This window comes from Oligosphaera ethanolica (assembly GCF_030814695.1).
In the GTDB taxonomy this organism is placed as follows: domain Bacteria; phylum Verrucomicrobiota; class Lentisphaeria; order Oligosphaerales; family Oligosphaeraceae; genus Oligosphaera; species Oligosphaera ethanolica.
In genome coordinates this window covers 3862197-3888668 of sequence record NZ_JAUSVL010000001.1, presented here as the reverse complement: position 1 = coordinate 3888668, position 26472 = coordinate 3862197, and the positions used below count along the sequence as shown (strand labels likewise).

The 26472-nt window shown below is 58.2% G+C and carries 19 protein-coding genes and 1 pseudogene; 6 read left to right on the top strand and 14 right to left on the bottom strand.

The features are described from left to right. Positions 1–577: 577 nt before the first annotated feature. From J3R75_RS13485 to J3R75_RS13455, 7 genes are all read right to left on the bottom strand, one after another. On the bottom strand, positions 578–3613 hold the full coding sequence (locus tag J3R75_RS13485) for a type I restriction endonuclease subunit R (RefSeq protein ID WP_370882404.1): 3036 nt from the start codon (positions 3611–3613) through the stop codon (positions 578–580). 15 nt (positions 3614–3628) lie between these two features. Continuing rightward, complete coding sequence (locus J3R75_RS13480) at positions 3629–5593, bottom strand: RNA/DNA-binding domain-containing protein (protein WP_307262380.1); 1965 nt, start codon at positions 5591–5593, stop codon at positions 3629–3631. Between the two features lie 73 nt (positions 5594–5666). Then, positions 5667–6980 carry a restriction endonuclease subunit S gene (locus tag J3R75_RS13475; RefSeq protein WP_307262377.1) on the bottom strand — a complete coding sequence of 438 codons (1314 nt, stop codon included), beginning with the start codon at positions 6978–6980 and terminating at the stop codon, positions 5667–5669. Next, positions 6977–7294 carry a hypothetical protein gene (locus J3R75_RS13470; protein WP_307262375.1) on the bottom strand — a complete coding sequence of 106 codons (318 nt, stop codon included), beginning with the start codon at positions 7292–7294 and terminating at the stop codon, positions 6977–6979. Before J3R75_RS13470 ends, J3R75_RS13475 begins: the two co-directional genes overlap by 4 nt. A 14-nt stretch (positions 7295–7308) precedes the next feature. Beyond that, a complete protein-coding gene (locus J3R75_RS13465; protein WP_307262373.1) occupies positions 7309–8775 on the bottom strand; it encodes an ATP-binding protein in 1467 nt (488 codons plus the stop codon). Beyond that, entirely contained in the window at positions 8772–10907 is a 2136-nt protein-coding gene (locus tag J3R75_RS13460; protein ID WP_307262370.1) for a type I restriction-modification system subunit M, read from the bottom strand. Before J3R75_RS13460 ends, J3R75_RS13465 begins: the two co-directional genes overlap by 4 nt. A 392-nt stretch (positions 10908–11299) precedes the next feature. Continuing rightward, positions 11300–11446, bottom strand: coding sequence for a hypothetical protein (locus tag J3R75_RS13455; RefSeq protein WP_307262368.1), 147 nt, complete (start codon positions 11444–11446; stop codon positions 11300–11302). A 712-nt stretch (positions 11447–12158) separates the two neighbouring features. Between J3R75_RS13455 and J3R75_RS13450 the strand changes: the two genes are divergently transcribed. From J3R75_RS13450 to J3R75_RS19900, 3 genes and pseudogenes are all read left to right on the top strand, one after another. Beyond that, positions 12159–14225 carry a pyruvate formate lyase family protein gene (locus J3R75_RS13450; RefSeq protein WP_307262365.1) on the top strand — a complete coding sequence of 689 codons (2067 nt, stop codon included), beginning with the start codon at positions 12159–12161 and terminating at the stop codon, positions 14223–14225. Positions 14226–14371: 146 nt separating this feature from the next. Then, positions 14372–15522: pseudogene (locus J3R75_RS19905) on the top strand (RNA/DNA-binding domain-containing protein); the annotation flags it as partial. 42 nt (positions 15523–15564) lie between these two features. Beyond that, positions 15565–15795 (top strand): winged helix-turn-helix transcriptional regulator, encoded by a 231-nt coding sequence (locus J3R75_RS19900; RefSeq protein WP_370882403.1) that lies wholly within the window; start codon positions 15565–15567, stop codon positions 15793–15795. 269 nt (positions 15796–16064) lie between these two features. Here J3R75_RS19900 and J3R75_RS13430 read toward each other — a convergent pair whose 3' ends face one another. Next, on the bottom strand, positions 16065–16199 hold the full coding sequence (locus J3R75_RS13430) for a hypothetical protein (RefSeq protein ID WP_307262356.1): 135 nt from the start codon (positions 16197–16199) through the stop codon (positions 16065–16067). 488 nt (positions 16200–16687) lie between these two features. On the opposite strand from J3R75_RS13430, the gene J3R75_RS13425 reads away from it, so the two are divergent. The 3 genes from J3R75_RS13425 (at position 16688) to J3R75_RS13415 (ending at position 20622) form a co-directional block, all read left to right on the top strand. Next, positions 16688–17542, top strand: coding sequence for a glycyl-radical enzyme activating protein (locus J3R75_RS13425; protein WP_307262354.1), 855 nt, complete (start codon positions 16688–16690; stop codon positions 17540–17542). A gap of 179 nt (positions 17543–17721) precedes the next feature. Continuing rightward, positions 17722–19218: an AlbA family DNA-binding domain-containing protein gene (locus J3R75_RS13420; protein WP_307262352.1), complete on the top strand. Its 1497-nt coding sequence runs from the start codon at positions 17722–17724 to the stop codon at positions 19216–19218. 111 nt (positions 19219–19329) lie between these two features. Further along, on the top strand, positions 19330–20622 hold the full coding sequence (locus tag J3R75_RS13415) for a glycoside hydrolase family 28 protein (RefSeq protein WP_307262350.1): 1293 nt from the start codon (positions 19330–19332) through the stop codon (positions 20620–20622). Between the two features lie 457 nt (positions 20623–21079). Here J3R75_RS13415 and J3R75_RS13410 read toward each other — a convergent pair whose 3' ends face one another. From J3R75_RS13410 to J3R75_RS13385, 6 genes are all read right to left on the bottom strand, one after another. Next, complete coding sequence (locus tag J3R75_RS13410; RefSeq protein ID WP_307262348.1) at positions 21080–21841, bottom strand: HpcH/HpaI aldolase family protein; 762 nt, start codon at positions 21839–21841, stop codon at positions 21080–21082. 26 nt (positions 21842–21867) lie between these two features. Beyond that, complete coding sequence (locus J3R75_RS13405; RefSeq protein WP_307262346.1) at positions 21868–22866, bottom strand: sialidase family protein; 999 nt, start codon at positions 22864–22866, stop codon at positions 21868–21870. Between the two features lies 1 nt (position 22867). Continuing rightward, on the bottom strand, positions 22868–23224 hold the full coding sequence (locus J3R75_RS13400; protein WP_307262345.1) for a hypothetical protein: 357 nt from the start codon (positions 23222–23224) through the stop codon (positions 22868–22870). Next, entirely contained in the window at positions 23224–23874 is a 651-nt protein-coding gene (locus tag J3R75_RS13395; protein WP_307262343.1) for a hypothetical protein, read from the bottom strand. The genes J3R75_RS13400 and J3R75_RS13395 overlap by 1 nt, the downstream gene beginning before the upstream one ends. A gap of 12 nt (positions 23875–23886) precedes the next feature. Continuing rightward, positions 23887–24459 (bottom strand): hypothetical protein, encoded by a 573-nt coding sequence (locus J3R75_RS13390; protein ID WP_307262341.1) that lies wholly within the window; start codon positions 24457–24459, stop codon positions 23887–23889. Between the two features lie 65 nt (positions 24460–24524). Beyond that, positions 24525–26435, bottom strand: coding sequence for a DUF4832 domain-containing protein (locus tag J3R75_RS13385; RefSeq protein WP_307262339.1), 1911 nt, complete (start codon positions 26433–26435; stop codon positions 24525–24527). Positions 26436–26472 lie beyond the last annotated feature (37 nt).

The following is a 26472-nucleotide window of genomic DNA, read 5'->3' as shown; positions in this document are numbered from 1 at the left end:
CGCAATCAAAGACAGACCGATCAGCAATCGGATCCGTCCGATCCGTCCGATCCGACCGCGATAAACAACAGAAAATCAGACCGATCCGACCGATCATCAATCCGATCCGTCTGATCCGTCCGATCCGTCCGATCCGTCCGCGATAAACGACAGCCGATCCGCCAGATTCGGCCCGGTTGGCCGTACCATGCATAATCCAAGGTGAGGTGCCCGCAGTGCACCACACCCACAAAACGTCACGCCGCTCCGGCCAATCCGTCGGCTAAAAAAGAAAATTGCCGCGAAGCGGCAGAAGCGCTGAAAGCGCGAAACATACCAGCCCAGGGCAAGCAGCGCTGAAAGCGCGCGCCGCCCTGGGTAAGGCGCCATTTTTGCTCGTGTTCCTCGGCCTCTTTGGCTCCAGTCGGCGAAGCTGACTGGGGCCAAAGAGGCAATGGAACCCACTTGCTTGTATGGGTTCTCGAATCCCTGCCAGATCGAGGTGCTTCTTATATGAAGAGCTTTTATCTCATCACCGCGTCCCGCCTCGCGGTCCTGGGCCAGTCGCACCTGTTATTCAAGCCGTCCCCCCGTCGCATCAGGTCATCGGTGAGGCCGTTCCGGCGTTGAAGCCACCGAGTCGGTCATACACCTGCCCACCCAGCCATTTTGACACCACATTCTGCAGCTCCGGTTTGCTGATGAAGTCGGTGAATAGCTCCTCGTTGAGTTCCATCCGTTCGATGAACAACGATTCCAGTACCTGCCGGAAGACCAACTGGAATTTAGCAAGAGAATTGACCGCAGCGGCCTTGCGCAAGGATTCGTTTTGGCTCGCAGCCTCGGCAATCTGATCAAAGAACAACTGATCCGCTTCGGTGAGGTCACTGCCAAAGCGTTCATTGATGATGTCAATCAGGCGCGACAGAGCGATGGCGTTTTCGCGCACCATGCCAGTGCCAACCTCGCGCGGTCCATCAAGCGGTTTGGCATGACCCTCTGCCAAGGTGATTGATCCCTCGCTGATCTTCTGCAAGCGGTAGTAGCCAAGCTCCACGTCCTCATCGAACTGGTACCCAGGACCAGCCTTGTGCCTGGGTAGTTTCAAAGCCAGATGGCGCAAATAGGTGAAAAGCTTCTCCAGATCGCTGTCCTGGTAGGGAATAACCTGACTCAAAAAGCTGTAGAGGTTCCTAAACGCCTGGACCTTGCCGCGCCATAGCTCGGCGGCTTCCTCTTCGCGGTTTTGCAGCCCCACAAAGCGAGCCACCGCCAGATCAAGTAGCGCGTTCATGGTCTTATGATCGGCTGGACTTTGGCGACGCTTGGGCGCAAAAAAGATGTGCGCAAAGGCGTCCACCTCATCTTGCTGGTAGATACCCGCCCCGTCCAGTTCGGCTTTGACTTCGTACAAGCGATCCGGATCGACCTCCTCGCCCATGATTGATCCGTCGTAATACTGGCGAAACGCCTCCTGAATTTCGTCCGGGTCATTGACAAAATCGAGCACGAAAGTGTCGTCCTTCAGCGGATGCGTACGGTTCAAGCGCGATAGGGTCTGCACCGCCTGTATTCCGGCCAGGCGCTTGTCCACGTACATGGTGTGCAGCAGGGGCTGATCGAAACCGGTCTGGTACTTCTCGGCAACCAGCAAAACCCGATAATCGGACTTGGCAAAGGTCTCGGGCAGGTCCTTTTCCTTCAAGCCATTATTCATCTCGACTTCAGTGTAGTTCTTATCCGGCATTTTGTCATCTGCCACCGTACCGGAGAAGGCCACCAGGCTCTTGATGGGGTAACCCTTTTCGTGGATATAGCGGTCGAATTCCAGCTTGTAGCGCACCGCCTCCAAGCGCGAGCCGGTAACCACCATTGCCTTGGCCTGACCGCCAATCTTGTGACGGGTGTGCTGCTGAAAATGCTCGACCATCACCTCGGTTTTTTGGCCGATATTGTGCGGGTGCAGCCGCATGAAACGCGCCAGCGCCCGGGCCGCCTGCTTGCGCTCGACGTTGGGGTCGTCATCAGCCTTCTTGAGCAGCTTGTAGTAGGTCTTGTAGCTGAGGTAATGTTTCAGCACGTCCTCAATGAAACCCTCCTCAATGGCCTGGCGCATGGTGTAGCGGTGGAAAGGCTCGCCGCCCCGGCCAAATATCGCCAGGGTCTTGTGCTTGGGCGTGGCAGTAAAAGCAAAAAAGCTCATGTTGGGCTGGCGGCCGCGCTTGGCCATGGCGCGAAAGAGGCGTTCCAACTCCACTTCGCCGTCCTCCTGTGCCGCTTCCCGCGCCTTGCGGACCAATTCCGCGCCACCCAGAACGCCCTTCAGCTCCGTGGCGGTCTCCCCCGACTGAGAGCTGTGCGCTTCGTCGATAATCACTGCATAATTACGTTGTGGCAGATGACTGTTGCCACCACCGCGCTCCTCGGCCAGTTTCAGCAACTGCCCCGAGACAAAGGGGAATTTCTGCAAAGTAGTGATGATGATCGGCACCGCTGATTCCAGTGCCTCGGCCAGTTGCCGCGAATCCTCGTCGATCTTCTGCACCACGCCCTGGCGGTGATCAAACTGATAAATGGTGTCCTGCAACTGGCGATCGAGCACCACCCGGTCGGTGATCACGACCACGCTGTCAAAGATGCGCTCGTCCAGCTCGTTGTGCAGAGAGGAAAGACGATGCGCCAGCCAGCCGATGGTATTGCTCTTGCCACTACCCGCCGAGTGTTCCACCAGGTAGTTATGCCCGGCTCCCTCACTGCCTGCGGCAGCAACCATCTGCCGCACCGCCTGCAACTGATGATAACGCGGGAATATCATCGTTTCCTTGCGAATCTTCTGGCCATCTTCGGTGACCTTCTCCTCAATATGGAGGTGGAGAAACCGCGCCAAGAGGTCAAGCAGGCTGTCCCGCTGCAGCACCTCTTCCCACAGATAGGCGGTTTTATAGTTGCGGCCGTGCTTGTCTGGCGGGTTGCCCGCGCCGCCGTCCCAGCCTTGGTTGAAGGGCAGAAAATGGGTACTGGTTCCAGCCAGACGCGTCGTCATGTGCGCCTCGTCGGTGTCCACGGCAAAATGCACCAGACTGCGCTTGGTAAATAAAAAGATCGGCTCGCGCTGGTCGCGGTCATAGCGGTATTGATGAATGGCATTGGCCGCCGTCTGGCCGCTAAGGGGATTCTTCAGCTCCAAGGTCACCACCGGGATGCCGTTGACACTCAAGACCACATCCAGCGATTTCTTGTTCTTGCTACTGAAAAAAAGCTGCCGGGTAATCCCCAGCCGATTGGCGCGGTAACACGCCTCCAGCTCCGGATTGAGTCCATGGGCCGGGCGAAAAAAGGCGATGCGCAGCGTCTTGCCAAAGCACTTGAAGCCATGACGCAACGTCGTCAACACGCCATGGGTGTCCAGCCATTTGCAGAGCGCCTGCACAATCCGCTCGCCGGTCTCCACACCATGCAACGCCTCCAGCTTATCCCACGTCTTACCCTGAGTCTCGCGGATGAAACGCAGCGCCTCGTCAGGGAAAATCGCCCGCTCAGGGTCAAAAGCTCCCGAGGCCAGCTTCTCATATCCATCATTCAACAACACCGCCTCAATGGCAGTTTCGAAGGCGGCTTCAGAAGTGGAGTTCATCATGATGACCTGTGCTTATTCAGTTTCGCTCTCTGTCCTATCACCAACACTGTAGGCCTGATCCGCACGATTTGGCTTGTCGGGATAACGCAGCCGAAGTATGCCATGCCCCACCATTGGGTTCAAAAAACGCTGGCGCAGACCATCCGGATGACGATTCAAGAGCTCTGCCAGTTCGTTGCGGGTCAACCAGCGCCCCCGGCAAAGCTCTAGGATAATCCGTTCCATAGCATCGGGTTGTAGGCGCTTATGCTGTCGTGCGGATGCGGCAATATCCCACAGAGTACGGCTAGCATTGGCCCCACCGCCCTTGTGTTCGAAGCCACCGGCCTTGTGTTCGGACCCATCGCCCTTGTGTTCGGACCCATCGCCCTTGTGTTCGGACCCACCGCCCTTGTGTTCGGACCCACCGCCCTTGTGTTCGGACCCATCGCCCTTGTGTTCGGACCCACCGCCCTTGTGTTCGGACCCACCGCCCTTGTGTTCGGAGCCAGGAAAAGCGGAGAGTCGGTAACGGCTCCACCGCGCCTGTCCTTCCTGATGCAAGGCCCCCTTGGCCACCAGCCCCTGAAGAAGACGAGTGACCTCCACTGGGTGCAATGAGCATATCTGGCGCATGCGGGCATTGTCGACGCTGCCCTCGACTTCTGCGGTAACTAGTGCCTGAACCTCGTGCTTGCTAAACTCTGATAATTTTCGACCAAAAGTCTCTTCCAGTCTGGCCAACGACTCCTCGGGAATCAGGCTCACCATGGGCAGACGCCAGGTAACCCGATTGGGCTGCACTTGCTCCCGAATCATCGGCAAACGCCAATGCTGCGAGGCCCACCCCTTGTGAATCTTATCGACCCCAGAACCAGCTTTCTCCGCCACCCCGATCATCATGAACATGGTTTGCAGCGCCTTGTTGCGGCATTCACTGACATTGCCGCGCAGGAGCTGTTCGAAGGAAATCAACAAAGTGCCAGGATTGGAGAACTCAAACGCATCGTGTAATTTCTCGACCACGATACCGCCCTGACCGATGTAATCTGCATGAATCAAAGCATTCACCAGCGCCTCGCGAATCGCCTCGTGGACCTCTGTCTCGCCTCTGCGGAACAAGTCGCCATCAAGTTGAAAGGGCAGCTTCAGCTCGGATAACAGGCGCTGTGCCACTCGCAAATAGAATTGGAACAGATTCGGCTGCCAAGTTCCATCGGCGGTGAGACGGTCGCTCCAACGCTCAGCGGGGCTATTGGAGAGCCGTTCCCGGTAATCCACATGGTAGCTGGGCATAGCCTCGCGAAGAGACTCGTCACAGCCAAACATCAGTAGTCCGGCCACAGTCAGGCCTTCGTTACCGCTCTTTCGATCACGCCGCCAACCGCCCAACTTGATCAACAATCCCTTGTCGTCCTCACTCAACCAAGGATGGGTCGGCTTGAGAGAGGCAAAACGTTGGCGATACTGGTGCAAGCTTGGTAAATCCAAATCCGCCAGGCCATAGCCGTCCAGTATCCTACTGTCCGCCGCCTCCTCAGCCCGATCCGAGAGCATGCTGCTTACCTCCTGCTCCGTGCACCGGTAATCCCCCTCAAAATTACGGCGATAGGTGCCCGTGAGCGGATTCAAGCCAATAAAAACCGGGCGCTGATAGCGCGTCGCCTGCGGCACCCGGATAGCGAGCAGCAGCCCGTTGGGATGTTTCACCTCCACAACATCTGCATCGCAACACAAGTTAATGCTCACTTTGCCGCGATTATTAACGTTATCCCAAAACGCCTTCCTGAGCTTACGTGGTTCTCTGACGCCACTAACCAAGCCATCATCCTCCACACCGAGTAGGATCACCCCGCCATGACCATTAGCCATCGCGCTGTACGTCTCCCACAGGCTCTTCGGCAAACCACCTTTCGCCGACTTGAATTCCAGGTCGTCGCTTTCAGCCCAGTTAAGTTCGAGCAGAATGTCGAGATGATTGATGAGCTGGTCGGTCATACACGCATCTCCGCATTGTGGTTGAACACGCAAAGACGCAAAAGCGCGAAGAAGATTTTCAATATGAGGCTATTCACGGACGCATCTCCTCCACTGGTATCTCGCCCGTCACCGCAGCAGTGATCAAGGCAGAACGACGCTCCCGCAGAAGGGCAATGGACTGCTGCATCTCGCGCAACATTTCATTACTTTGGTTACCTGTCTTTTCTAGGTATCGAATGATTGTCTTCTGTTCGCTGAGTGGCGGCACCACAATGCTAAAGTTGCCAAGTGCCTCAAAGTTAAGACCTTCCCGTCCGCTACCTGATTGGGAAAGGTCGATTTGGCGCTGTCCCACGTCAGAGCGAAGTGTGAAATAGAGAAACTTGGTTTCAATCATTGGCTCAGGTCTGACGATACAAACATGCTGGTTAACATTGGCAGCGCCGTGTAAATTTTCTATGTAAAAACAGCGACCGATTGATGCTCCAGTAATGTTTATCAGAACATCACCGTCAAGTACCTTACTGTTGCTCATGGATTCATGTGTATCACTATCAACGTACACGATGTCGTCCATACGCAATCCATCAAAATGTACATTTTGGCTTCTGAACAAAGGGATGCCTTCTGATTGATAAGAATCGGCACCACCTTTCGGCGTAATACCGCTTCCGATCTTAGATACCACATATTTAAGCTTCTTAGTCTCCCAATGCCTAGGAATTTCCCCCAGCCAGTCGATGCCGGAGGGCTTGCGGGGGACGGTCGGGTCGAGGCCGCGGGTAACGGCGCGACTGATCAGGGCGGCCCGCTTCTCTTCCAGCAAGGCCAGCATCTTTTCCTTCGCCGCCACCAAAGCATCAATGCGCGAGGTCTCACGGTCAAGATAGTCCGCAATCAGACGCTGGGTTACATAGGAAGGGGTCGGAAGTTTCATCGATCCGATGCACTCCCAGTTTGCACGAGGCATCTTAGCACCATATGCGGAGGCGTCTACTTGGCCCACAAAAATAGGCGATAGCAGTGAATAAAACAGAAAACGCGGATGCATATACGGTTGTGGTTTTAACACCAGAAGTTCGGTGCTGCACACACCGTCTTGGTCGGCATGAAACGCTTTCGCCAAATAAGGGCGCAGTTTTCCGAATAGCACATCACCGGAATAGTAAACATTTGCCGTTCCGGTTGTGGAATCATCACCTTCGGAAGTATCTGAGGTTGCAATGGGCAACAGCTTTCCGGTCCAGGATTGAATGTTTTCCAGCCCTAAGTAGTCGGCTTGCTCAGAGGTTGCATCCGTTCGTTCATTTCGAAGCGGCGCAATGTATTTCAGACGTCTGCCAACGTCTTCACTTCTTCCTGTCCTAGTGCCTTCCTGTGAAGCCATCATGATCCCTGGATTCATCGCATATCTTTCTTACGTTGGGGCTGTTTGTCGGTATGGTCCTGCTCCGCGATTTCGTCGGCAGCGGTCCGTTTGGGCTCAACGCCGCGCTGGGGCCGGCGGCGGCCACCATTCTTCACGCTCAAGGAATCCTCGACTGTTGCCGCCCAGGGCTGTCCCAGCGACAACCCCATGATTCGCTTTTCCACCGCTTGAGCTTCGCCAGTCAAACAACGGTCAAACAAAAGAAACCAACACAACTCGTTGAAATGTCGTAACTTCAGCTCGCGAGTTGTCTCTACCCAGCGATCCCCAGTCATACAACGGTCAAGCATACGTCGCTTCGTCATCATGCCCACCTAGGCAAGTACTTTCTGGCTCGGCTGCCGACCGTTTCGTCATGACAACGGATCAGACCGGCCTCGACGGTATCCTTGATGATGCGAGAGACCATGGAACTGTTCTTTTCATCAATGCCGAAGCGTTTACGCAGGGAGGTGTTGGTCATATAGTCCCGTTGCACGTAACGCAAGCAGGCGTGCAGATAGCATGCACGCACGCGATCGGCCTTGTCCATGGCCTTATACTCGCGGTGTGCGAAGAGAACAACGCGGGTGTGTTCGTCCGTGGTTTCAAACAAAGGAGCGGGAAGCTGGAAAAACTCGGTTTCGAAGACCACCTTGTCGACGCCACTGCCGCGTTCCTCGCAAACGCCGATGCGGCGCATGAAGGAGGCCAGCGCCTCGTTGCGGGAGCGTGGAGGACTGTCGAGAAAACGGTCGATCTGCACCAGCGGCAAACCAGGGCTAGTAATCTCCATACGGTTCGCAAAGATTTCTATCAAGGGCCCGGTGCCGGTGATATGAAAATCCTGGTGGATGATGGCGTTGGCCACCAACTCACGGACGGCCAGTTCAGGGAACATGGGAACCTGCCTGCGCAACGCCTGACCAATGACCTCGTTGCTGGGCAGCAAATTGGTGACGAAGGAGATCAGCCCTTCGAATCCCGTGGCGTAACCCCTGCTGCCCTCCTGCTCACGCACGGTTTCTACTCGACTTTCGCCTCGATAAAGAACCACCCGTACCGCCTTGCGGGTGAGCGTTCGAAAATCGGCCAGCCGTTTTGCGAACAGCACGGCGCCGAGGTTGGTGACATTCCATGTGCCACCCTTGCCCGGAGCGATCATGCCGTCAGCCGATAGGGCCGACAGAATGCCGTCCCGGCCTTCGGGTAGCGGACGGGAGAGCAGGTCAAAATAGGCGGAGTATTCAAGCAGCCGAAGAACCTCGTCGGGAACCATGTTTTCAGCGGCAACTTCCTTTTCAAAAGGGGTGCGATCGAAAACCCGCCACAACTCTCGCTCTTTTTCCGGGAAGTCCTTGAGCTTTTTCTTATAAGAGCCGACGCGGATATACTCCGCCCCCTTGAACTGCACCGGATGACGAAAAGCTGCGCTGATTTCTAGCAGGACGACTGGCTTGTCTTCGGCCTGAAAACGGTAAAAGTGAAAGTTGATCTTTGGGGATAGCAAACGCAGCAACCAGCTTTCCAGCTCCTCGTTGCCTTCTTTCGTGGTTGCCGGGATAAATGTGGTACCGATGACCTCGTGAGTGTCGTTATCCACGCCCCACACAAGCCAAGCGTGTACCTTGCCGGTGAGGGCAGCGGAATTGGCCAAAGCAGAGAGGTATTCTCCGATCTCGTCTGGTTGGGCATTGTTATGTTTGAACTCGGCCCATTCAGTTTCGCGGGGCAATTTTCGCAGCTCGGCCAAGATGCCAAGCAGATCATTTTCTGGCCGGTCAATGCTCACTCTGTCACCTCCCGCAGCAAGCCCATGATGCGCTTCTCCACCGCTGCCAGCTCGGCATCGATCTCGGCCAGCGGCCGCGGCGGCTGGTACTGGAAGAATTCACGATTGAAATTGATCTCGTAGCCGACCTTGCCGATGCCGCCGTCCTGCTCATCAAGGGAGTCGCGATCAATCCAGGCATCATTCACGTAAGGCCGCACTTCGCGTAGCACGTAGCTTACGACATCATCTTTGAGGGAAATATTCTCAGCGTCCTTCAAGTTCGCGTCGGCTTCATACTCGACCCACTTGCCCTTCCCTGCCGGGTGCAATCCCAACAACGCTGCAATCTCGTCGCGGCTTCGTGACGTCGCGCCAGACCAATCCTGACCTGGGAACAGTGCAGCAAAATCCAGTTCGACTTTCTTGTGTTCTTTGGCAACGACCGGTACCGCCTTGGCATTGACCTCGGTAAAGGCTTCGCGGAAGGCCTTTTTCTGCGCCGTGCCTTTGGCGCCCTTGGCCCAGCCCTGATCATCCGGCAGGCTCTTGACGATCTTCTGCACCACCGCCCACACGGCATTCCAGTCGTGATGCGCATCATTGCCCAACGCCTTCTCGATAGCCAACACGGCGTCAAGCAGCTCTGGGCAACTGTCGAGATAGCGTTCCTTGGCCTCCTGGGTAATCTGGAACTGGAGGCGCAAGGGGCGCAGAATGGTGACGTGACGGTAGCCAAAGTCGGCATTGTCAAAAATCTTGCTGGTTGGGGATACAGACAAGGCGCCATGCTCGCGAGTCACGTCATTGATGGCCTTCTCATCCAGACAGCGGCGCTTGTTGCCAAGACTGCGCTTCATTGGCGTCCAGCGTTCACGCGCGTCAATGAGTTGAATTGTGCCTTTGCGGTGTGCCTCCTTGCGGTTGCTGAGCACCCAGACAAAGGTGCCGATGCCAGTGTTGTAAAACATCTGCTCCGGCAAAGCAACAATGGCCTCCAGCCAATCATGCTCAATGAGCCAACGACGAATGTCACTCTCACCGCTGCCCGCACCGCCAGTAAACAGCGGCGAGCCGTTGAAAACGATGGCCACGCGCGTCCCCGGTTTGTCGCGGTCACCAGTCTGCCACGGCTGAAACTTGGCAATCATGTGGATCAAGAACAGCAAGGCGCCATCGTTAACCCGCGGTAGCTTGCCGCTGTAGCCACGAAAATTGGGCCAGCGCAAAATCTCCTTCTGTTCTGCTTTCCAATCCACACCGAATGGCGGATTCGCCAACAGGTAATCAAAACGCATATCAGAGAACTGGTCGTTGGTGAGAGTATTGCCGTATTCGATGCGGCTGTCCTTATGACCCTTGATCAACAGGTCGGAGGCAGCGACAGCGTAGGAACGCGGATTGTAATCCTGGCCGTAGACCTTGACCGTAGCCTGCTCATTGTGAGCGCGCAGCCAGTTCTGACTCTCGGCCAGCATACCACCAGTGCCACAGGCCGGATCGCAAATGGTCACGACCTTGCCCGCCTGAGTTAGCACCTGAGTATCAGGCTCCAGCAGCAGATTGACCATCAGGCGAATCACCTCGCGCGGCGTGAAGTGGTCGCCAGCGGTCTCATTGGCCGCCTCGTTGAAGCGCCGGATCAGATCCTCGAACACCAAACCCATGGTGATGTTGTCAACCTGCCGAGGATGAAGGTCTATTTCGGCAAACTGCGATACCACCTGATAGAGGCGGTTGGCATCTTCAAGCTTGGTGATTTCCTGCTCAAACTCGAAGCGCTCGAAGATATTTTGGATATTCTCAGAAAAACCTTTGATGTAGCCGACGAGATGCTGGCCGATATTATCCGGGTCACCCTTGAGCTTGCCAAAATCGAGCGGACTGTGATTGTGAAAGCCAAGCGGCTGGCCATCATCATCCTTGGCGAGTTCATTCAAAACCCGATCTACCAACTGCGGGTCCTTGTCCTTCAAGACCTCGTAACGCTTGAGAACCAATTCCTTGGTGGGAGCCAAAACGGCATCAAAACGGCGCAGCACTGTCAACGGCAACATAACCCGTTCGTACTGCGGCGGCCGATAGGGTCCGCGCAGTAAATCCGCTACCGACCAGATGAAATTTGCCAGTTGCTGAAAATTGCCAGGGGCCATAGGTAGGTATCCTTGTTGTCGAGCCTCGGCTTGCCGAGCTGCGACGTCCGTCTGCGGAAAGTTTCAATTTGCCTCTTTTGCCAGCTTCACAAAGAACATTATTCCGTTTTACCACGCTTTGCACGTATACACGCTCATGGCCCTCTCACAGCCTGGCACTTTTTGTCAGAGACCGATCAGAGCTCCAAGAACAGGCTGCCGGTATGACTGCTTCCGCCAAGACATCCCACAGCCATAGGCTATAACCGTGTGCATTCAAGCCATGGCATAACTCACTCGCGCCGGCAAGCAAAGCCCCTGAGCTCAATCCCAAGCGCGCAGCGTGCAATATAGCCGGTAAGCCCCCTTCAGGGAAATGCCAAACAAGCAAGTTTCTGACCAATCGTAATCGGTCAGTGTACACCCCGGCGCTTCGCTGGGACAATTTGCAGGAAACCCACGGCCCGCCGCCGCCCAACCATTAGGCAGCGGATTTCATAGGAGCAATGCTTTTCACATAGCATGCGGCAATCGCCGGCGATGAGTTGATTGGTAACCATGCACAAGATCATTCGCCGAGGTTATGAGCACCGAAGGTGCGCCCCAAGATAGCCCAGGGCGCGTCGCCCTGGGTAAGGTGCCCCAACCCAAAAGACCACTGAAGGGGCAGCCTATAAGACCTGCGACGAAGGGTCACAGCGCAAAATTGCCGCCGCAATCAACGAGTTCCATTGCCTCTTTGGCTCCAGTCAGCTTCGCCGACTGGGACCGAAGAGGCCGAGGAACACGAACAATACTGGCGCTCTACCCAGGGCGACGCGCGCCTTCGGCGCTGCTTGCCCTGGGCTGGTATGCTTCGCGCTTTCAGCGCTTCTGCCGCTTCGCGGCGGAAATGCACGACGAGAAAAGGCTGCTTGGTTGAACAAGTGCCATGGATATCGTTAAATGAAGAGCATCGGTTTCACAGGAGTAGCCCCGGGAGTCAGCCAATCAGTCTCTGACGTCGGGAGTCATTCCCTAGCGTCTCGGCAGTCCCCGTAGTCCCAGCCATGAGTCGTGAGACGTGAGAGTCGTGAGTCCTCGTCCCAGCGCAGCGCCAACCGGTCCCCACGGTCCCAGATGCCCCTTTGGACCAGCTGGTATCAATGCGCGGCCCGCGCCTTCACAAGAATAATTCCTAACAGGCCGCTTTGCATTGGCACTTGGCAGGCTACATTATTGGCAAATTGACTTGCTATCCATCCTTGTTTCACCCCTCCCCCGGAGCCGACCATGAATGAGCGCATAGCGACCCAACGCGACTATCTGCTGGCCTTCTCCCATCACCACCTGCGCCGCGATGTCAAATGGAATCTGGCGCAGAATTTCGCCTCGCGCAAGCTCCAGCCGATGGAACGGGCGGCCGAAGGGCTGGCGAATATGCTCGCGGCCGAAAAACCGGCGTTCCTGGCTGACGAACGCATCGCCTACATCCGCACCGTCAAACAAATTCCCGACCTCTACACGGAAGAAGAAATGTCCGCGTTGCGCGCTAAGGCGTACTACCACGAAAAAGGCGTGGTATTTAATTTCAGCCCGGACTTCGGGTCGACGATCAAAGCCGGGCTGCTTGCTCATAAGCAGGAAATCCAGGCCCGCATGAAGCGCGCCACGGACGACAACGACCAGGAAGGGCAGGAATTCCTCGCCAGCGCCCTCTGCGGCATCAACGCCGTACTGGACCTCGCCGAGCGCTACCGCCAGGCGGCTGTCGCCGCCGGTCGTGACGAGCTGGCCAAGCTGCTGGCACGAGTGCCGGCATACGGCGCTAGCACCTTCCATGAAGCCCTGCAGTTCCTGCGCATTCTCCACTACACCCTGTGGTGCGAGGGCGAGTACCACGTGGGCATTGGCCGTTTTGACCAGTACCTCTACCCGTACCTCAAAGCCGATCTCGACGCCGGTCGCATCAGCAAGGACGAGGCCTACGACCTCCTTGCCGAATTCTTCCTGTCATTCAATCGCGACAGCGATCTCTATGTCGGCGTGCAACAGGGCGACAATGGCCAGACACTCATGCTTGGCGGCTGCACCCGCGATGGCCAGGACGCCTACAATCTGCTCACCAGCATGTGCCTGGAAGTATGCTACGAACTGAAGCTCATCGACCCGAAAATCAATCTGCGCATCACGCCGCGCACGCCCCTGCCGGTGCTGGAACTGGCCACGCAGCTGACCAAGCAGGGCCTGGGCTTCCCCCAGTACAGCAATGACGACGTGGTCATTCCGGCGCTGGTTAAATTCGGTTATGAGCTCGAAGACGCCCGCGACTACTCCGTCGCCGCCTGCTGGGAATTCATCATCCCGGGCTGCGGCATGGACATTCCCAACATCGGTGCCTTCTCCATGCCGCGCATGGTCGATACGGTCATGCGTAATTCCAAAGCCAAGACCTTTGACGACTTCATGGCGGACGTCCGCCAGCAGACCAGCGCCGAAGCCGACAAGCTGGAAGCGTCCCTAAACAATGTCGATATGCTGCCGGGGCCCTTTGCTTCCGTGCTCTGCACGGGCCGCATTGACGCCGCCCGGGACGTGTCCCGCGGCAACAAGTACAACAACTTCGGCGTCCACGGCACCGGCCTGGCCACCGCCGCGGACTCGCTGATGGCCATCAAACAGCTGGTTTTCATGCAGAAACGCCTCACCCTGGCCGAGCTGGTAACAGCCGTTGACGACAACTTCAACGGCCAGCCCGAGCTGCTCGCCGCCACGAGGTACGACGTGCCAAAGATGGGCAATGACAACGACGACGTCGACGCGCTGGGCACCGCCCTGCTCGATTCATTCGCCGATGCCTGGGCGGGCCGTCGGAACTGTCGTGGTGGTATTTGGCGCGCGGGCACCGGCTCGGCCATGTACTACATCTGGCACGCCAACGAACTGCCGGCGTCGCCTGACGGCCGCCTGAAGGGCCATCCCTTCCCGGCCAATTACGCGCCGAGCCTCAATGTGCGCGTCAAAGGCCCGATGTCCGTGGTGAAATCCTTCACCAAAGAGCACTTGCAGCGCGTGTGCAATGGCGGCCCCCTCACCCTGGAAATCCACGACAGCGCCTTCCGTGAAGCCGACGGCATCCGCAAAGTAGCACAGCTCGTGCAGTTCTTCGCCCAACAGGGCGGACATCAGCTGCAGCTCAATGCCGTAAATCGCGACCGCCTCAAAGAAGCCCAGAAGCACCCCGAGGCATACCGCAACCTCATTGTCCGCGTCTGGGGCTGGAGCGGATACTTCATCGAGCTCGACAAGGAATACCAGGACCACGTCATCCAACGCGTCGAAATGAGCATGGGATCGTAATAGCCAGAGCCATCAGCCACAGAGAACCACCCCACGCAATGGGAATTGCACGAATTGCGTTCATCATTCCTGCGCAGGCGCCCGAGAAGTAGCCCGAACAACACTTGGGAACCGCTCGCCGAATATGGCATGGAGGCATTGATGGTATGAAACGATTTGACCTCCTCGCCCAAATTGCCCTCGGCGAAGACTCCAGCCGCCAGTTCAAAGCGGATGTCAGGAATGCCGACTCTCTGGCTGCAGAGATGGCGGCTTTCGCCAACACCAATGGCGGTACCATCTTTATCGGCGTGGCCGATGATGGGACGACGCCGGGGCTTTCCGGGGAGGATGTGACCCGCGTCAACCAGCTCATCAGCAATTCCGCCAGCCAACTGGTTCGCAGCCCACTGGCCGTGCAAACCGAGAACCTGGCCATGGCAAACGACCGCATTGTCATCGTTCTGTCTGTGCCCAGGGGATTGACAAGCCCTATTTCGACAAGAACGGGGTGATCTGGCTTAAGGCCGGGGCCGACAAGCGGCGGGTGAACTCCAAGGAAGAACTGCGCCGCCTGTTTCAGTTTTCCAACCAGTTCCATGCCGACGAACTGCCCACCAAGGCGGGGATCGACAAGCTGGACAAGCTGCGCTTCCGCGATTTCTTGCGAGATGTATACAAACAAGAGTTCCCCGATTCCCCCGCCGAGCTGACCCGGCTGCTGCAAAACATGAACTTGGCCACCGATGCCGGCAGGCTGAACTTGGCCGGTGTGCTGCTGTTTGCCGAGCAGCCAGAATGAATCGTTCCGCAATTCGTGCTCAAAGCGATTCGCTACCCAGGCAACAAAATACACGCCACCGATTACCTCGACACCGAAGACTTTGCCGGACCACTGCCTAAGCTCTTCGAGGGGGCGCTGGCCTTTGTTATGCGCAATCTGCACAAGATGCAGGCCGGGCGAGGGGTGAACGCGCCCGGTACACCGGAGATTCCTGAAGCGGTGTTTGAGGAGCTGCTGGTCAATGCCCTGGTGCACCGGGATTATCTGGTCAGCGCCCCGATCCGCCTCTTTATCTTCGACAACCGCATTGAGATAATCAGCCCGGGGCATCTTCCCAACAATCTGACGGTGGAGAAGATCCGGGCCGGAAATTCCAACATCCGCAATCCAACCTTGGTTTCCTACGTGGCCAAGGGGCTGCTACCGTACCACGGCTTGGGTTCGGGCATCAAGCGGGCGCTGGAGAAGTGGTCCGCCATCGACTTGACCGATGACCACGACGGCTGCCTGTTCACGGCCACAGTTCATCGCAAGACGGCAGAAGTATTGGATTTGGCAGATAAAGATGCCTTAAAGGTGCATAAAAGAAAGAAGGCCGCACCTATAAAAGCACCTTTATCTGGCATCCAGAGGCAATTGCTTGAATTTATTCAGTCAAATACAGCTGTTTCATATGACGAACTGGCGGAAATAACCCATAAGGACCGCACTACCATCATGCGCAATATAAGAAAACTTAAGGAAGCAGGCTTCCTGCGGCGTATAGGCTCCAGAAAAACCGGCCACTGGGAAGTGGTTGAAGGTTGAATGGTAGATCACGGTGCGCAGCTTTCAGGTCATAGTGCGGATTGTGCGCCTGGGTAATATTGGCCTAGTTCAGCCCAATGGGCCGCACCATGCATGGCCCCAAGTGAGGAGCCCGGAGGACACCGCAACCAGAGTGTGCCAACAACCTGGAAAAGCGCCTGAAGGGCACTACATTCGCCCGGCACGTCCCGTCCCACCGCGCCAGCAAGAAGCATGTCGTCCATCTAATAGCATTTGGCTCCTATGAAATCCGCTGCCTGGTTGGCCACCTATGTGTAATGGCTGGGCGGTGGTTGGCCGTGGGTTTCCTGCAAATTGTCCCCGGTGTTTTCCCCACCGGGGTGGTTACTCCTATGAAACCGATGCTCTTCATTTAACGGTATCCATGGCACTTGTTCAACCAAGCAGCCTTTTCTCGTCGTGCATTTCCGCCGCGAAGCGGCAGAAGCGCTGAAAGCGCGAAACATACTAGCCCAGGGCAAGCGGCGCCGAAGGCGCGCGCCGCCCTGGGTAGCGCGTCCTTTACGCCCGTGTTCCTCGGCCCCTTTGGCCCCAGTCGGCGAAGCTGACTGGGACCAAAGGGGCAATGGAACTCACTAGCTTGCCTAGGGTTGACGTCGGCGGCATATCGGGCATCCAATATCAATGACTCCTATGAAACACGCTGCCGCAAAGGTCGGCGGAAATCAAGGTCGGATGGTTGGGCGGCGGTTGGCCGTGGGTTTCCTGCAAATTGTCCCAGCGAAGCGCCGGGGTGTACACTGACTGATTACGACCGCCGCGCGTTTTTTGTGGTCATGGCCATTCACCCTTCCCACACAACAGGCTATTGTAGGCAAGCGCTGGTACCCTGCGCGTTTCCTGCGCGATGAGCATAACGAAGAGGCGTTTCATGAGCCGTGGTCTGATATTTGAAGTACGCGAGTTCTGTCTGCATGACGGCCCGGGCATCCGCACGACCGTCTTTTTCAAGGGCTGTCCGCTGCGATGTCCGTGGTGTCACAATCCGGAAGGCCTGTCCTTTGCGCCGCAGCTGCTGATTGCACCACAATCATGCATCCACTGCGATGCCTGCAAGCGCGTCTGTCCCCGCCAGCCGGGCGAGCCCTGCCGCGCCTGCGGCGCCTGCAGCAAAGTCTGCCCGCAAGGCTGCCGGCGCCTCTGCGGCGTCTGGCGCGAGCCCGCCGAACTGGCCGCCGAGCTCCTCCGCGACCGCGATTTCTTCCTCAACAACGGCGGCGGCATCAGCTTTTCCGGCGGCGAACCGCTGGCGCAGGCGGACTTCCTGCTGGAGCTTTGTCCGCTGCTCAAGCCCGTCCATTTGGCCATTGAAACGTCGGGCTACGCGCCGCTGGCGACCTACCAGCGCGTTGTCGAGCACATGGACCTGGTCTTCCAAGACCTCAAACACGCCGATCCCGCCGAGCACCGCCGCCTCACCGGCGTGGACAACGCGCCTATCCTCCGCAATCTCGCCTGGCTCAAGGAAAGCGGCCACGCCTTCATCGCCCGCATTCCCCTCATCCCCGGCGTTACTGACAGCGAGGACAACCAGCGCCGCTGCGCCGACCTCCTCAGCGGCCCCTCCGGCATGCTCCGCGTCGAACTCCTGCCATACCACCTCGGCGCCGGCAGCAAATACGCCATGGCCGGCCTCAAATACCAGCCTGGTTTCGACGAACACGCCGCCGTCCTGCCCCGACCCGACCTCTTCCAGGACCGCGGCCTGCAATGCGTCGTCATGTAGAAGCACGACGCGCCCGGAGATAATCGCAGGACTGCACGGGGTTTTCGCTATGGGCGAACTTGACTTTTTTCTTTCACAAATGATATATCAGGTGCAGCGTCACGCGTCTTGGACGTTCGTCACACTGTAGGCAGTGGCAAGGTCACGGCGGGTGGGAAAGCAGCCGAGGGACAATAACTATGAGCATAGACGACTATCTACAGGCACCAGAGAGCAAAACCCTGGATTTCAAACAGGACCTATCGTCCCCCCGCAATCTGCTCAAAACCTTGGTAGCTTTTGCCAACACCGCCGGCGGCCGAGTAGTCATTGGCGTTGAGGATAAGACCAGGACGCCTTGGGGTATCGATAATCCGCTGGAGGAAGAAGAACGCCTGTGCAATTTGATCGCCGACTCCATTAGCCCGCGCCTGGTGCCGAATGTCGAAATGACCACAGTCGATGGCAAGACCCTCCTCGTCGTCGAGGTGTTCCTGAGCAACTCCCGTCCCCATTTCTTTCGTGCCGAAGGACCCGATGCCGGAGTCTACGTCCGCCTCGGCTCAACCAACCGCCAAGCCGACAGAGAGCTGATCGCTGAGTTACGCCGATCCGTCGAAGGCGTGTCCTTCGACGAAATGCCCATGCCAGACCTCTCAAGCGACGACCTGGATATCACGGCAGCGCAAAAAGCCTTTGGCAATAACCGACTGCTTGATGAGCAGAATCTGCTGACCCTGAAGTTGCTGACTCGCCATCAAAAACGCCTCGTGCCAACTCAGGGCGCCATTCTTCTTTTCGGCAAAGAACGCACACGGCATTTTGCTGACGCGTGGATTCAATGCGGTCGCTTCTTCGGAACTGAGAAAATCGATATCTTTGACCACTGTGAGATTGACGGCCCCTTGCCTCAAGCGGTCGACGAGGTCATGCTCTTTCTGAAAAAGCACGCTTTTCGTGGCGCCGACCTATCCGAACTGCGTCGCAAAGATGTCTGGAGCATCCCATTGGGAATCCTGCGTGAAGTGATCATCAATGCTCTCGTGCACAGCGACTACTCGCAACGCGGCGCTCCCATCCGAATCGTCTTTCTTGACGACCGCATTGAGGTCGAAAGCATGGGCATCCTCCTACCCGGCTTGACTATTGATGACATGAAGCAAGGCGCCTCCCGCATTCGCAATCCGGTCATCGCCCGGGTATTCAAAGAACTCCACCTGATTGAACAATGGGGAACTGGTGTCCGCAGAATCTTCGCCGAAGCACGCGAACTCAAGCTGCCTGAACCAAAAATTGAAGAAATCGCCCTGCGCCTACGATTCACCATCTTCCTTGCAGAACCGCATGCCATCACGCCAGACACCGGCAAGGCGCACCCAAAACACGCATCGCTAGACACAACCCCGCAAGTAACCCAGCAAGTAACCCAGCAAGTAACCCCGCAAGTAACCCAGCAAGTAACCCCGCAAGTAACCCCGCAAGTAAAAAGACTGCTGACCTCCGCAGTCGGTGAACTTAGCAGGGCCGAACTCATGCGGGCAATCGGCATGAAGGACCGGGTCACCTTCGCCAAAAACTATCTGGAACCAGCACTCGCAGAAGACCTCATCGAAATGACCCAGCCAGATTCCCCTACCAGTCCGACCCAGCGCTACCGCCTGACCGAAAATGGCCGCATGGTCATGGAACGCATGTAGGGCCATGGCGCGCCGCGCACCGAAATCAACCGCATCACGCGAACCGATAACGGCACGCATGTATCTGCAAGTGCACCGTACGCATAGACAAACCAACTGGGAGAAATGACGATGCTGAATGTGAAGGATTTTGGTGCCATCGGCGACGGCGTGAGCAAAGACACGGTGGCCGTGCAGCGGGCGCTTGACGCCGGGGGCATGGTCCATGTCCCCGCTGGCGTCTATCTGTGCGGCAGTCTTTATCTGCGCAGCAACGGCGGCCTTGATCTGGCGCCGGGGGCAGTCATTCTCGGCAGTCCGGACAAGGAGGACTACAACGCGGCAGACTTCTGTCCCCAGAATCACGCCTTTCTGCAGGAATGCTCTTACGGCGCGCACCTGCTCATTGCCGTCGAACAGGAAAACGTGGTGATCCGTGGCCGCGGGCGCATTGACGGCAACCGCCAGGCGTTTTACGAGCTGGCGGAGAAACGCGAGCAGATCTGGTCGCGGCACATCGCCTGGCGCCCCAGCCAAATGCTGTTCATCTGCGAATGCCGGGGCGTGCAAATCTGCGATGCCCACTTGGACAATGCGCCGTACTGGACCTGCTTCCTGCACGGCTGCGTCGATGTGTCCATTCGCGGCCTGCGCATAGACAATCCCATGCACACCCGCAATGGCGACGGCATTGACATCGACTGCTGCAAGAACGTCACCATCAGCGACTGCATCATTGACTCCGGCGACGACTGCATCACTCTGCGCGGCAACTCCGCGCCGCTAAAAACGCCGCGCCCCTGCGAAAACATCACGATCAGCAACTGCGTCCTGCGCACCATTTGCAACGCCTTCCGCATCGGCGTCGGCAACGGCCTGGTGCGCAACTGCACAGTAAGCAACGTCGTCATCCACGATTCGCGCATGGGCATCTGCCTGTGCACCAAGTACTCGTCGGCACCCCGGGCCGTGCAGATCGAGGACATATCATTCAGCAACATCTTCATTGAAGCCGACCGGCCCATCGCGATTGTCATCGGCGCGCACGGCGCCGCCGATGGCCCCGGCATCAAGCCCATCCAGCGCATCAGCTTCAACCAGATCCGCGGCCGTGGCTGCGTCGGCAATCTCATCCAGGGCCGGGCGCTGGGCGACATTCGCGACATCAGCTTCAGGGATGTGCGCTTCGACTACAGCGGCGGCGACCGCGTCGTCGTCGACCCGCCAAACGGCTATTCCGAGCCCTGCCACATCTCGCCACCGGCGGCTTTCCACCTGGAATACGCGCAGGACATCGTCTTCGACCAGGTCCGCATCAACTGGCTCAACGACGATCCGCGCTGGCTGCACGACGTCAACGCCGTCGGCAGCCAAGACGTCGTCTTCAACAACTGCGCCTTCAGCAAGGGCCACGCCCTGGCGTAAGGAGCTGTTCATTAATTAAGCTTACACATTGCAGTGCATACGCTCTTTCATGTCATACCTTGTCGCCGGCCAACATTTCCCTGGCCGCGAAGCGGCAAGCGCCCTGGAGGGGCGCTGTCATCGTAGCCCAGGGCAAGCGACGCCGCAGGCGGAGCGACGGCCAACATTTCCCTGGCCGCGAAGCGGCAAGCGCCCTGGAGGGGCGCTGTCATCGTAGCCCAGGGCAAGCGACGCCGCAGGCGGAGCGCCGCCCTGGGTACAGCGCCTATTGCGCTCGTGTTCATCGGCCTCTTTGGCCCCAGTCGGCGCAGCTGACTGGGGCCAAAGAGGCAATGGAACCTAACTTTTTTTGTTTGCGCTGGCGCACGCTTTCAGCGTGCCTGGGTATAGCTGTAAACGTAATTTGTGAACGGCACCTAAGCGTTCTGCGGCGCGCGGCGCAGTTTTGCCATCTCTCCTACTTGTGTGTCTTGAGCAACGTGCGAAAGCCGTCGGCCATGATATTGATGTCGCAGCCGAGGGCTTTCCAGTGCATGAAGCGCCGTCCCCACACGTCGTCCTGCGCGGCATAGCCGCCAATCAGCAGGCCGGCGTGGAGGGTCTTTTCCCGAATCTCGTCAATGGCGGCGGAGATTTCCGCGTCGCCGAATTCCCCAGGCTTGCCGTATGACGACGACAAGTCGTAGGGGCCGATGCAGACGCTGTCGATGCCAGGCACGGCAAGGATTTCATCGAGTTTGCGCACCGCATCCCGGTGTTCAATCTGAATGATCACCATCGGCTCCGCTTGCGAAATAGCGAGGTATTCCGCCATGGGCATATTGCCGTAGCCGGTGCTGCGACGCGTGGCGAAGCCCCGTTCGCCGCCCTGCGGGGGATACTTGCAGGCGCGAACGGCCGCCGCGGCCGCCGTCGCGTCGTTGATCATCGGTATGATCACGCCCGCCGGCGCCAGGTCCAGCACGGGCTTGAGCAGGTAGTTCTCATTCCATGGCACGCGAACAAATGGCGCGCAGCCCGTGCCACGAATGGCCATGACGTGGTGCATGGCGTCCACAATGGTCATCGGCGAATGTTCGAGGTCGATCCACACAAAATCCATACCGACATCGCCGGCCATTTCCGACACGCTGCTGTCGTACATCGTCACGATGGCGCCATAGGCAGTCTTGCCCGAGGCGACTTTTTCCCGAAAGCGGGACAGATTGTTGATATCCACGTTGCGCTCCTTGCTCACATTCAGCTTCAGTCAATGCGCCAATGCTGGAAACGAATGCACTGCCGGCGCCAGGTATAACTGAGCGCCACGGTGCCGTCGGCCAGCGCAATAATCGCCGGATAGGAATACTCGCCTTTGCTTGGCTCGCCATCGCTGAGGGTAAGACTCTGCGTTTCCGGCCAGCTCAAGCCGTTGTCAGGGGAGACATACAGATACAGCTCGTCACGCCGGCCCCAGTTGCGGCCATCGCGATTGGCCGCCAGCAGCAACCGCCCATCCGCAAGCCGCGCCAGGTCCAGCCCCGAGTTGTTGTTGGGCAGCGCCGTGGCCACCGGCAGCGACCAGCTCAGCCCAAAATCGGCCGAGTCGCTCCGGTAAGCCCAGCCAGCGTTGCTGCGCAGCAGCATGTGGACCTTGCCGGGCGCGGACTCCCACAGCGTCGGCTGAATCAGCCCCAGCGCCGTGCCCTTGTCGTCCACGACGACGTCTGGCAATTCCACGGCGACCTTCTGCCAGCTGCGACCGTCGTCGCGGCTGATGTCCACAAATGGGCGCCACGGGCCGCATTCCGTCGATCCCGGCGCCAACACCCAGCCGTTGCTGAGTATAATTGGCTTGTTCTTGACCGGACCACGGCCACCACTATCGTCGCCGGCAATCAGCTCCGCTGGCCACGACCAGCTCTGATCAGCCTGGTCATACTCACAAACGTAGGTCCGCCAGCCGGCAATGGCCGCACCGACCTTGAAAAACAATACAACGCGGCCCGACGGCATGCGTCCAAGCACGGGATTCCAATGCGGCAGATGCTCCCCATTGCCGATCTCTGCCGGCGGCGACCACCGCGCGACAACAGGATCGAAACGCGACCAGCGGATGCGTACGTCATCAGCCCCCTCTTTACTGCCGGCAAACCACGCCGCCAGTATGGCGCCATCGGGCAACGCCAGCAAGGTCGATGCGTGGCAGTGACCCGCCGCCGGCGGCGTCACAAACAGCTCCTGAAGCATGGTGAAAGCGCTCATGTTACTCTCCGTCTGTTGATGCATCGCCGGCGCTAGCCGCCGCCGGTGCGGCGGCCGTGGTCAGCCAAGCGCCGCTGTGGATATCCGCCGGCACGCGACTCAACGCTACGCCCAGCAGCGAGAAAAGCGCCCACAGCAAAGCAAAGCCGGCCAGGGCGACTGCGAGATGCCCCAGAGCGCTTAGGCGCCGCTGAAATCGCGGCGCCGCGCTGAGCTTAGCCACGCAGGACGCACAGAGCAGCCGCCCCTCAAAATCAACCACGCATTCCCGGCAATAAAAACGCCCGCAGCCCGGACAGCGCACCGCCGCCTCGCACGCCGGATGGTTGAAACACTGCTGGCGTATCACCTGCGGCATTAGCCATTCCCCCCAACATCACCGCCTGGCCCGGCAACCGTGACTACCGGGGGCGCTGGCGCCGCCGCCGCCGCAGTGGCAACATCGGCCGCAATCCCACCGGTGGCGGGTACATCTATCGCACCGGCAACAGCAGCGTTTGTGTTTGCGTCGTTTTCACTCGCGGTGGCGCCAGCGTTGGTACTGCTAGCCATGGTCAGCGCTCCGCCACAGCGCGTGTCCAAAAATGCGCCGAGCTTGCGCAGGTGGCGCTGATAAATGACACTGCGCAGCCGCGTGGTCTGCACGGCGGTCTGCAAGTACACGCGGAAGCGCGGCGCGCTGATCAAGACGCCGATGAGCCCGCACAGCTCGGCTATCAGCAGCGGCCAAAGAAAAAAAGCGACATAATCCGCCAATGGCAGCTGGAAAAGCAGCGCCGTCAACAGGATCAGCACAAACCCGGCCGCAAACAAGCGCCGGCATAATGGCGTCGGCTGCACCAGCAGCGCCTGGATGTCCTGGTAGTGAAAATACGTGTAGGACTCGCTGAAGCCCACAAGTTTCACCAGCACGAGATGCTCGTCGTTGTAATACAGCGATTCCTGACCGGCAAGCGTAAACGAAGAAACGCAGCCCAGCAACTTCGAGTATTTGCCCGCCTTGTTCATCCGCATCCCTCGCTATGACTCCGAGTCAATAACAAACAAAACCAGAACCCCAAGACCGATCACGGTCACGACGCTGAGAATGATCTGGGCCAGCATAACGCCCCGGTAGGACCGAACCAGGCTGCATTCCTTGCGGTAGGCCCACAATGAGATGACCAGCGCCGCCAGTGCGCCCGGCACAGCCCCCCAGCACGTCAGCACACCCACCCAGAAACAGCTGCTGGCAATGAGATCATAGCGAAGTCGCGTCACCCGACGGCCCTGCCCATCGCTGCCATTCTGCGCCGCTATGCAGGTCGGGCAGAGGCACTCGCCAGCAAAATCCACGGCGCACAATGCGCAGAGAAAACGCCCGCACTGGCCACAGACGGCCTCGGCGACTTTCTCGGCGTGAAAATAACAGCTGCTGTCCTCGGCCAGCACCCGTCGGCTGCCGTGCACCACCCGCGCATCCCGCAAGGCCGCCGGAAAGAGCCGGTAACGCAATTCGCGCCCACATCGGGGACAGCGAGCCGCCATCTCCGGCGACAACCCGATCGGCAGGGTCAACGCCGTTGCGCACGCCGGGCATCTTGGCTCAATCATAGTCGTTGTGCCTCTCGAATATCCCTCTGCTATAGCTCAGGACAGCTACGGCCTGCCCGGCCCTGTCACGGTTCCGAGATGAGCTCCAGGCGAATGTCGTCCAGCAAAATCTCCACGCCCTTGATAACCGTGCCGTAGGCGCCGGTTTCAATGGCCGAACCGAGGAACCGCTCGTCGTCCTCCAGATGCAGCACGACGCTGAGTTCCTGCCACTCGCCCTTGCGCCTCATGTCGTAAGGCGTGCCGTTCTGGTTGGACAGCCATTTGTCTTCCAGGTCATGTATGGCCAGCTTGGGATGCGGCACCCCGCGGACGTCGTCGGGATAGGCTATCACCTTCATTTTCATGCTGAGGCGATAGCTGCCCCAGGGCACCGTCTGCGTCAGCTTCCCCACGCCGACGTAATTCCACGCGTTCTTCACTTTGTCACCAAAAAAGCGCAGGCAGCGGCTGCCGTCCACGCCCTGCCCGGCGACGACCTCGGTCTGAAAATCCTCACTGGTCGCCCCCCACGCCGTCTCCCGCGCCGCGTCATCAAAGTTGTCTTCGTACACCAACACGGGATACTCCTTGGTGGCAGCGACGACTTTCACCACGCCAGCGACACAGCCGCCAGCCGCGTCGCGATGGGCGCAGGCCAATTTGATCGCCTGATCATGTTCCGGCAGAACCAAACCGACGCGCAGCTCGTAGTCGCCAACCGGCAAGTCCGCCGGCAAATCCAAAAAGCCGCTCTGGATAATTTCCACGCCGGGCTTCCACGCTGTGGTCGGCTCCGCCGGGAACTGCCGCGTCGCCAGCACGGGCCGCTCTTCACCAGCGCGCCAGAGGCTGACCTCAGACACAAAACTCATGGACGGCGCCGCCAGGCCGTCGTTGGTCCAGGTGATGGTCACCGGCAAGCGCTTGGCATTGCCCGTCGTCACCTGATCAAGATAGCTGACTGCCTTCGGCCGCAGGCGGTAGCCGATCTTACGCGCCACCCGCCGCAACTCGGCCTCGACTTCCGGATGCACATTCTCGCCATAAATTCCCAAATTGCTGTTCAGATACGATATCGGCTCCGACAACACCACGTCGATGCTCTGCGACAAGCTCCAGTTCTTCTTTACCATCTCGTTATATCCAGAGTGAAATTCGTAATTGCAGAGCACGCCCTTTTCCGCGTAAGGCTTGTACAGCCATTCGCCGCAGAAATAGCTGGCGCCATTGTGTTTCAAACCGTCCTGCCGGAAATGCATCCCGCGCAGAAACGCGTAGTCGTTGATCACGTGGTTTTTCTGCCCGCCGACATTGAGGAATATCCGCGTGCCGCGCGGCATGTACTGATGATGCGCGTCAATAATGCGCCGATATGCCATGACGTACTTGTAGTGGCTGTAGCCCGTCGCCGCCAGCTGCTCGGGCGTCCAGCGCGCCAAGTGCATCTCGCCCCACTCGCCGATGGCGCCAATGTCCATGAACTCAATGCCCGGCCGACCTTCCAGCCATTTGCCCAACGCCTGCAGAAAAATCTCCTGCTGCTCAAGGTAGCGCTCGTCCCAAAATACTGGATCAAGCTGCAGCTGCTTGGTCAACGCAACGTGCTCCACAGAGGGCACGCCAAGATCAAAAACCCACTTCGGCGTCACATATTCTTCACGCGCGTGCATATTCTGACTCATCACCCGGAAGGCGATCGGCACGCCGCGCTTCACATACCACACATCGTGAAACGCCCCCAATACTTCGTCAAAACGGTACACCCCCGGCTCCGGATTGAGCGCGCTCCAGTTGTAACGACAATACGCCACCCCGCATACCTCGTTCGACCAATGCTCCGCCGATAAGCCCGCCGGCGGATACTGATGATAAACGCCCATCCCCGGATTAAACAAAATGTCGTCACTCGCCGCCGGCTGAACCTCCACCCGCGCCGCAATGACCACAACACTCGCGCACAACCCAGCTAACGATAATACCACTCGACGCATCATGATCCGCTATCTCCTTGCTTGCCCGTATGATGAAACA

Coding starts and splice junctions, on each gene's coding strand:
- J3R75_RS13485 (WP_370882404.1), bottom strand. CDS start 3,613: ATGAACTCCACTTCTGAAGCCGCCTTCGAAACTGCCATTGAGGCGGTG.
- J3R75_RS13480 (WP_307262380.1), bottom strand. CDS start 5,593: ATGACCGACCAGCTCATCAATCATCTCGACATTCTGCTCGAACTTAAC.
- J3R75_RS13475 (WP_307262377.1), bottom strand. CDS start 6,980: ATGAATCCAGGGATCATGATGGCTTCACAGGAAGGCACTAGGACAGGA.
- J3R75_RS13470 (WP_307262375.1), bottom strand. CDS start 7,294: ATGCTTGACCGTTGTATGACTGGGGATCGCTGGGTAGAGACAACTCGC.
- J3R75_RS13460 (WP_307262370.1), bottom strand. CDS start 10,907: ATGGCCCCTGGCAATTTTCAGCAACTGGCAAATTTCATCTGGTCGGTA.
- J3R75_RS13455 (WP_307262368.1), bottom strand. CDS start 11,446: ATGGTTACCAATCAACTCATCGCCGGCGATTGCCGCATGCTATGTGAA.
- J3R75_RS13450 (WP_307262365.1), top strand. CDS start 12,159: ATGAATGAGCGCATAGCGACCCAACGCGACTATCTGCTGGCCTTCTCC.
- J3R75_RS13425 (WP_307262354.1), top strand. CDS start 16,688: ATGAGCCGTGGTCTGATATTTGAAGTACGCGAGTTCTGTCTGCATGAC.
- J3R75_RS13420 (WP_307262352.1), top strand. CDS start 17,722: ATGAGCATAGACGACTATCTACAGGCACCAGAGAGCAAAACCCTGGAT.
- J3R75_RS13415 (WP_307262350.1), top strand. CDS start 19,330: ATGCTGAATGTGAAGGATTTTGGTGCCATCGGCGACGGCGTGAGCAAA.
- J3R75_RS13405 (WP_307262346.1), bottom strand. CDS start 22,866: ATGAGCGCTTTCACCATGCTTCAGGAGCTGTTTGTGACGCCGCCGGCG.
- J3R75_RS13400 (WP_307262345.1), bottom strand. CDS start 23,224: ATGCCGCAGGTGATACGCCAGCAGTGTTTCAACCATCCGGCGTGCGAG.
- J3R75_RS13395 (WP_307262343.1), bottom strand. CDS start 23,874: ATGAACAAGGCGGGCAAATACTCGAAGTTGCTGGGCTGCGTTTCTTCG.
- J3R75_RS13390 (WP_307262341.1), bottom strand. CDS start 24,459: ATGATTGAGCCAAGATGCCCGGCGTGCGCAACGGCGTTGACCCTGCCG.
- J3R75_RS13385 (WP_307262339.1), bottom strand. CDS start 26,435: ATGATGCGTCGAGTGGTATTATCGTTAGCTGGGTTGTGCGCGAGTGTT.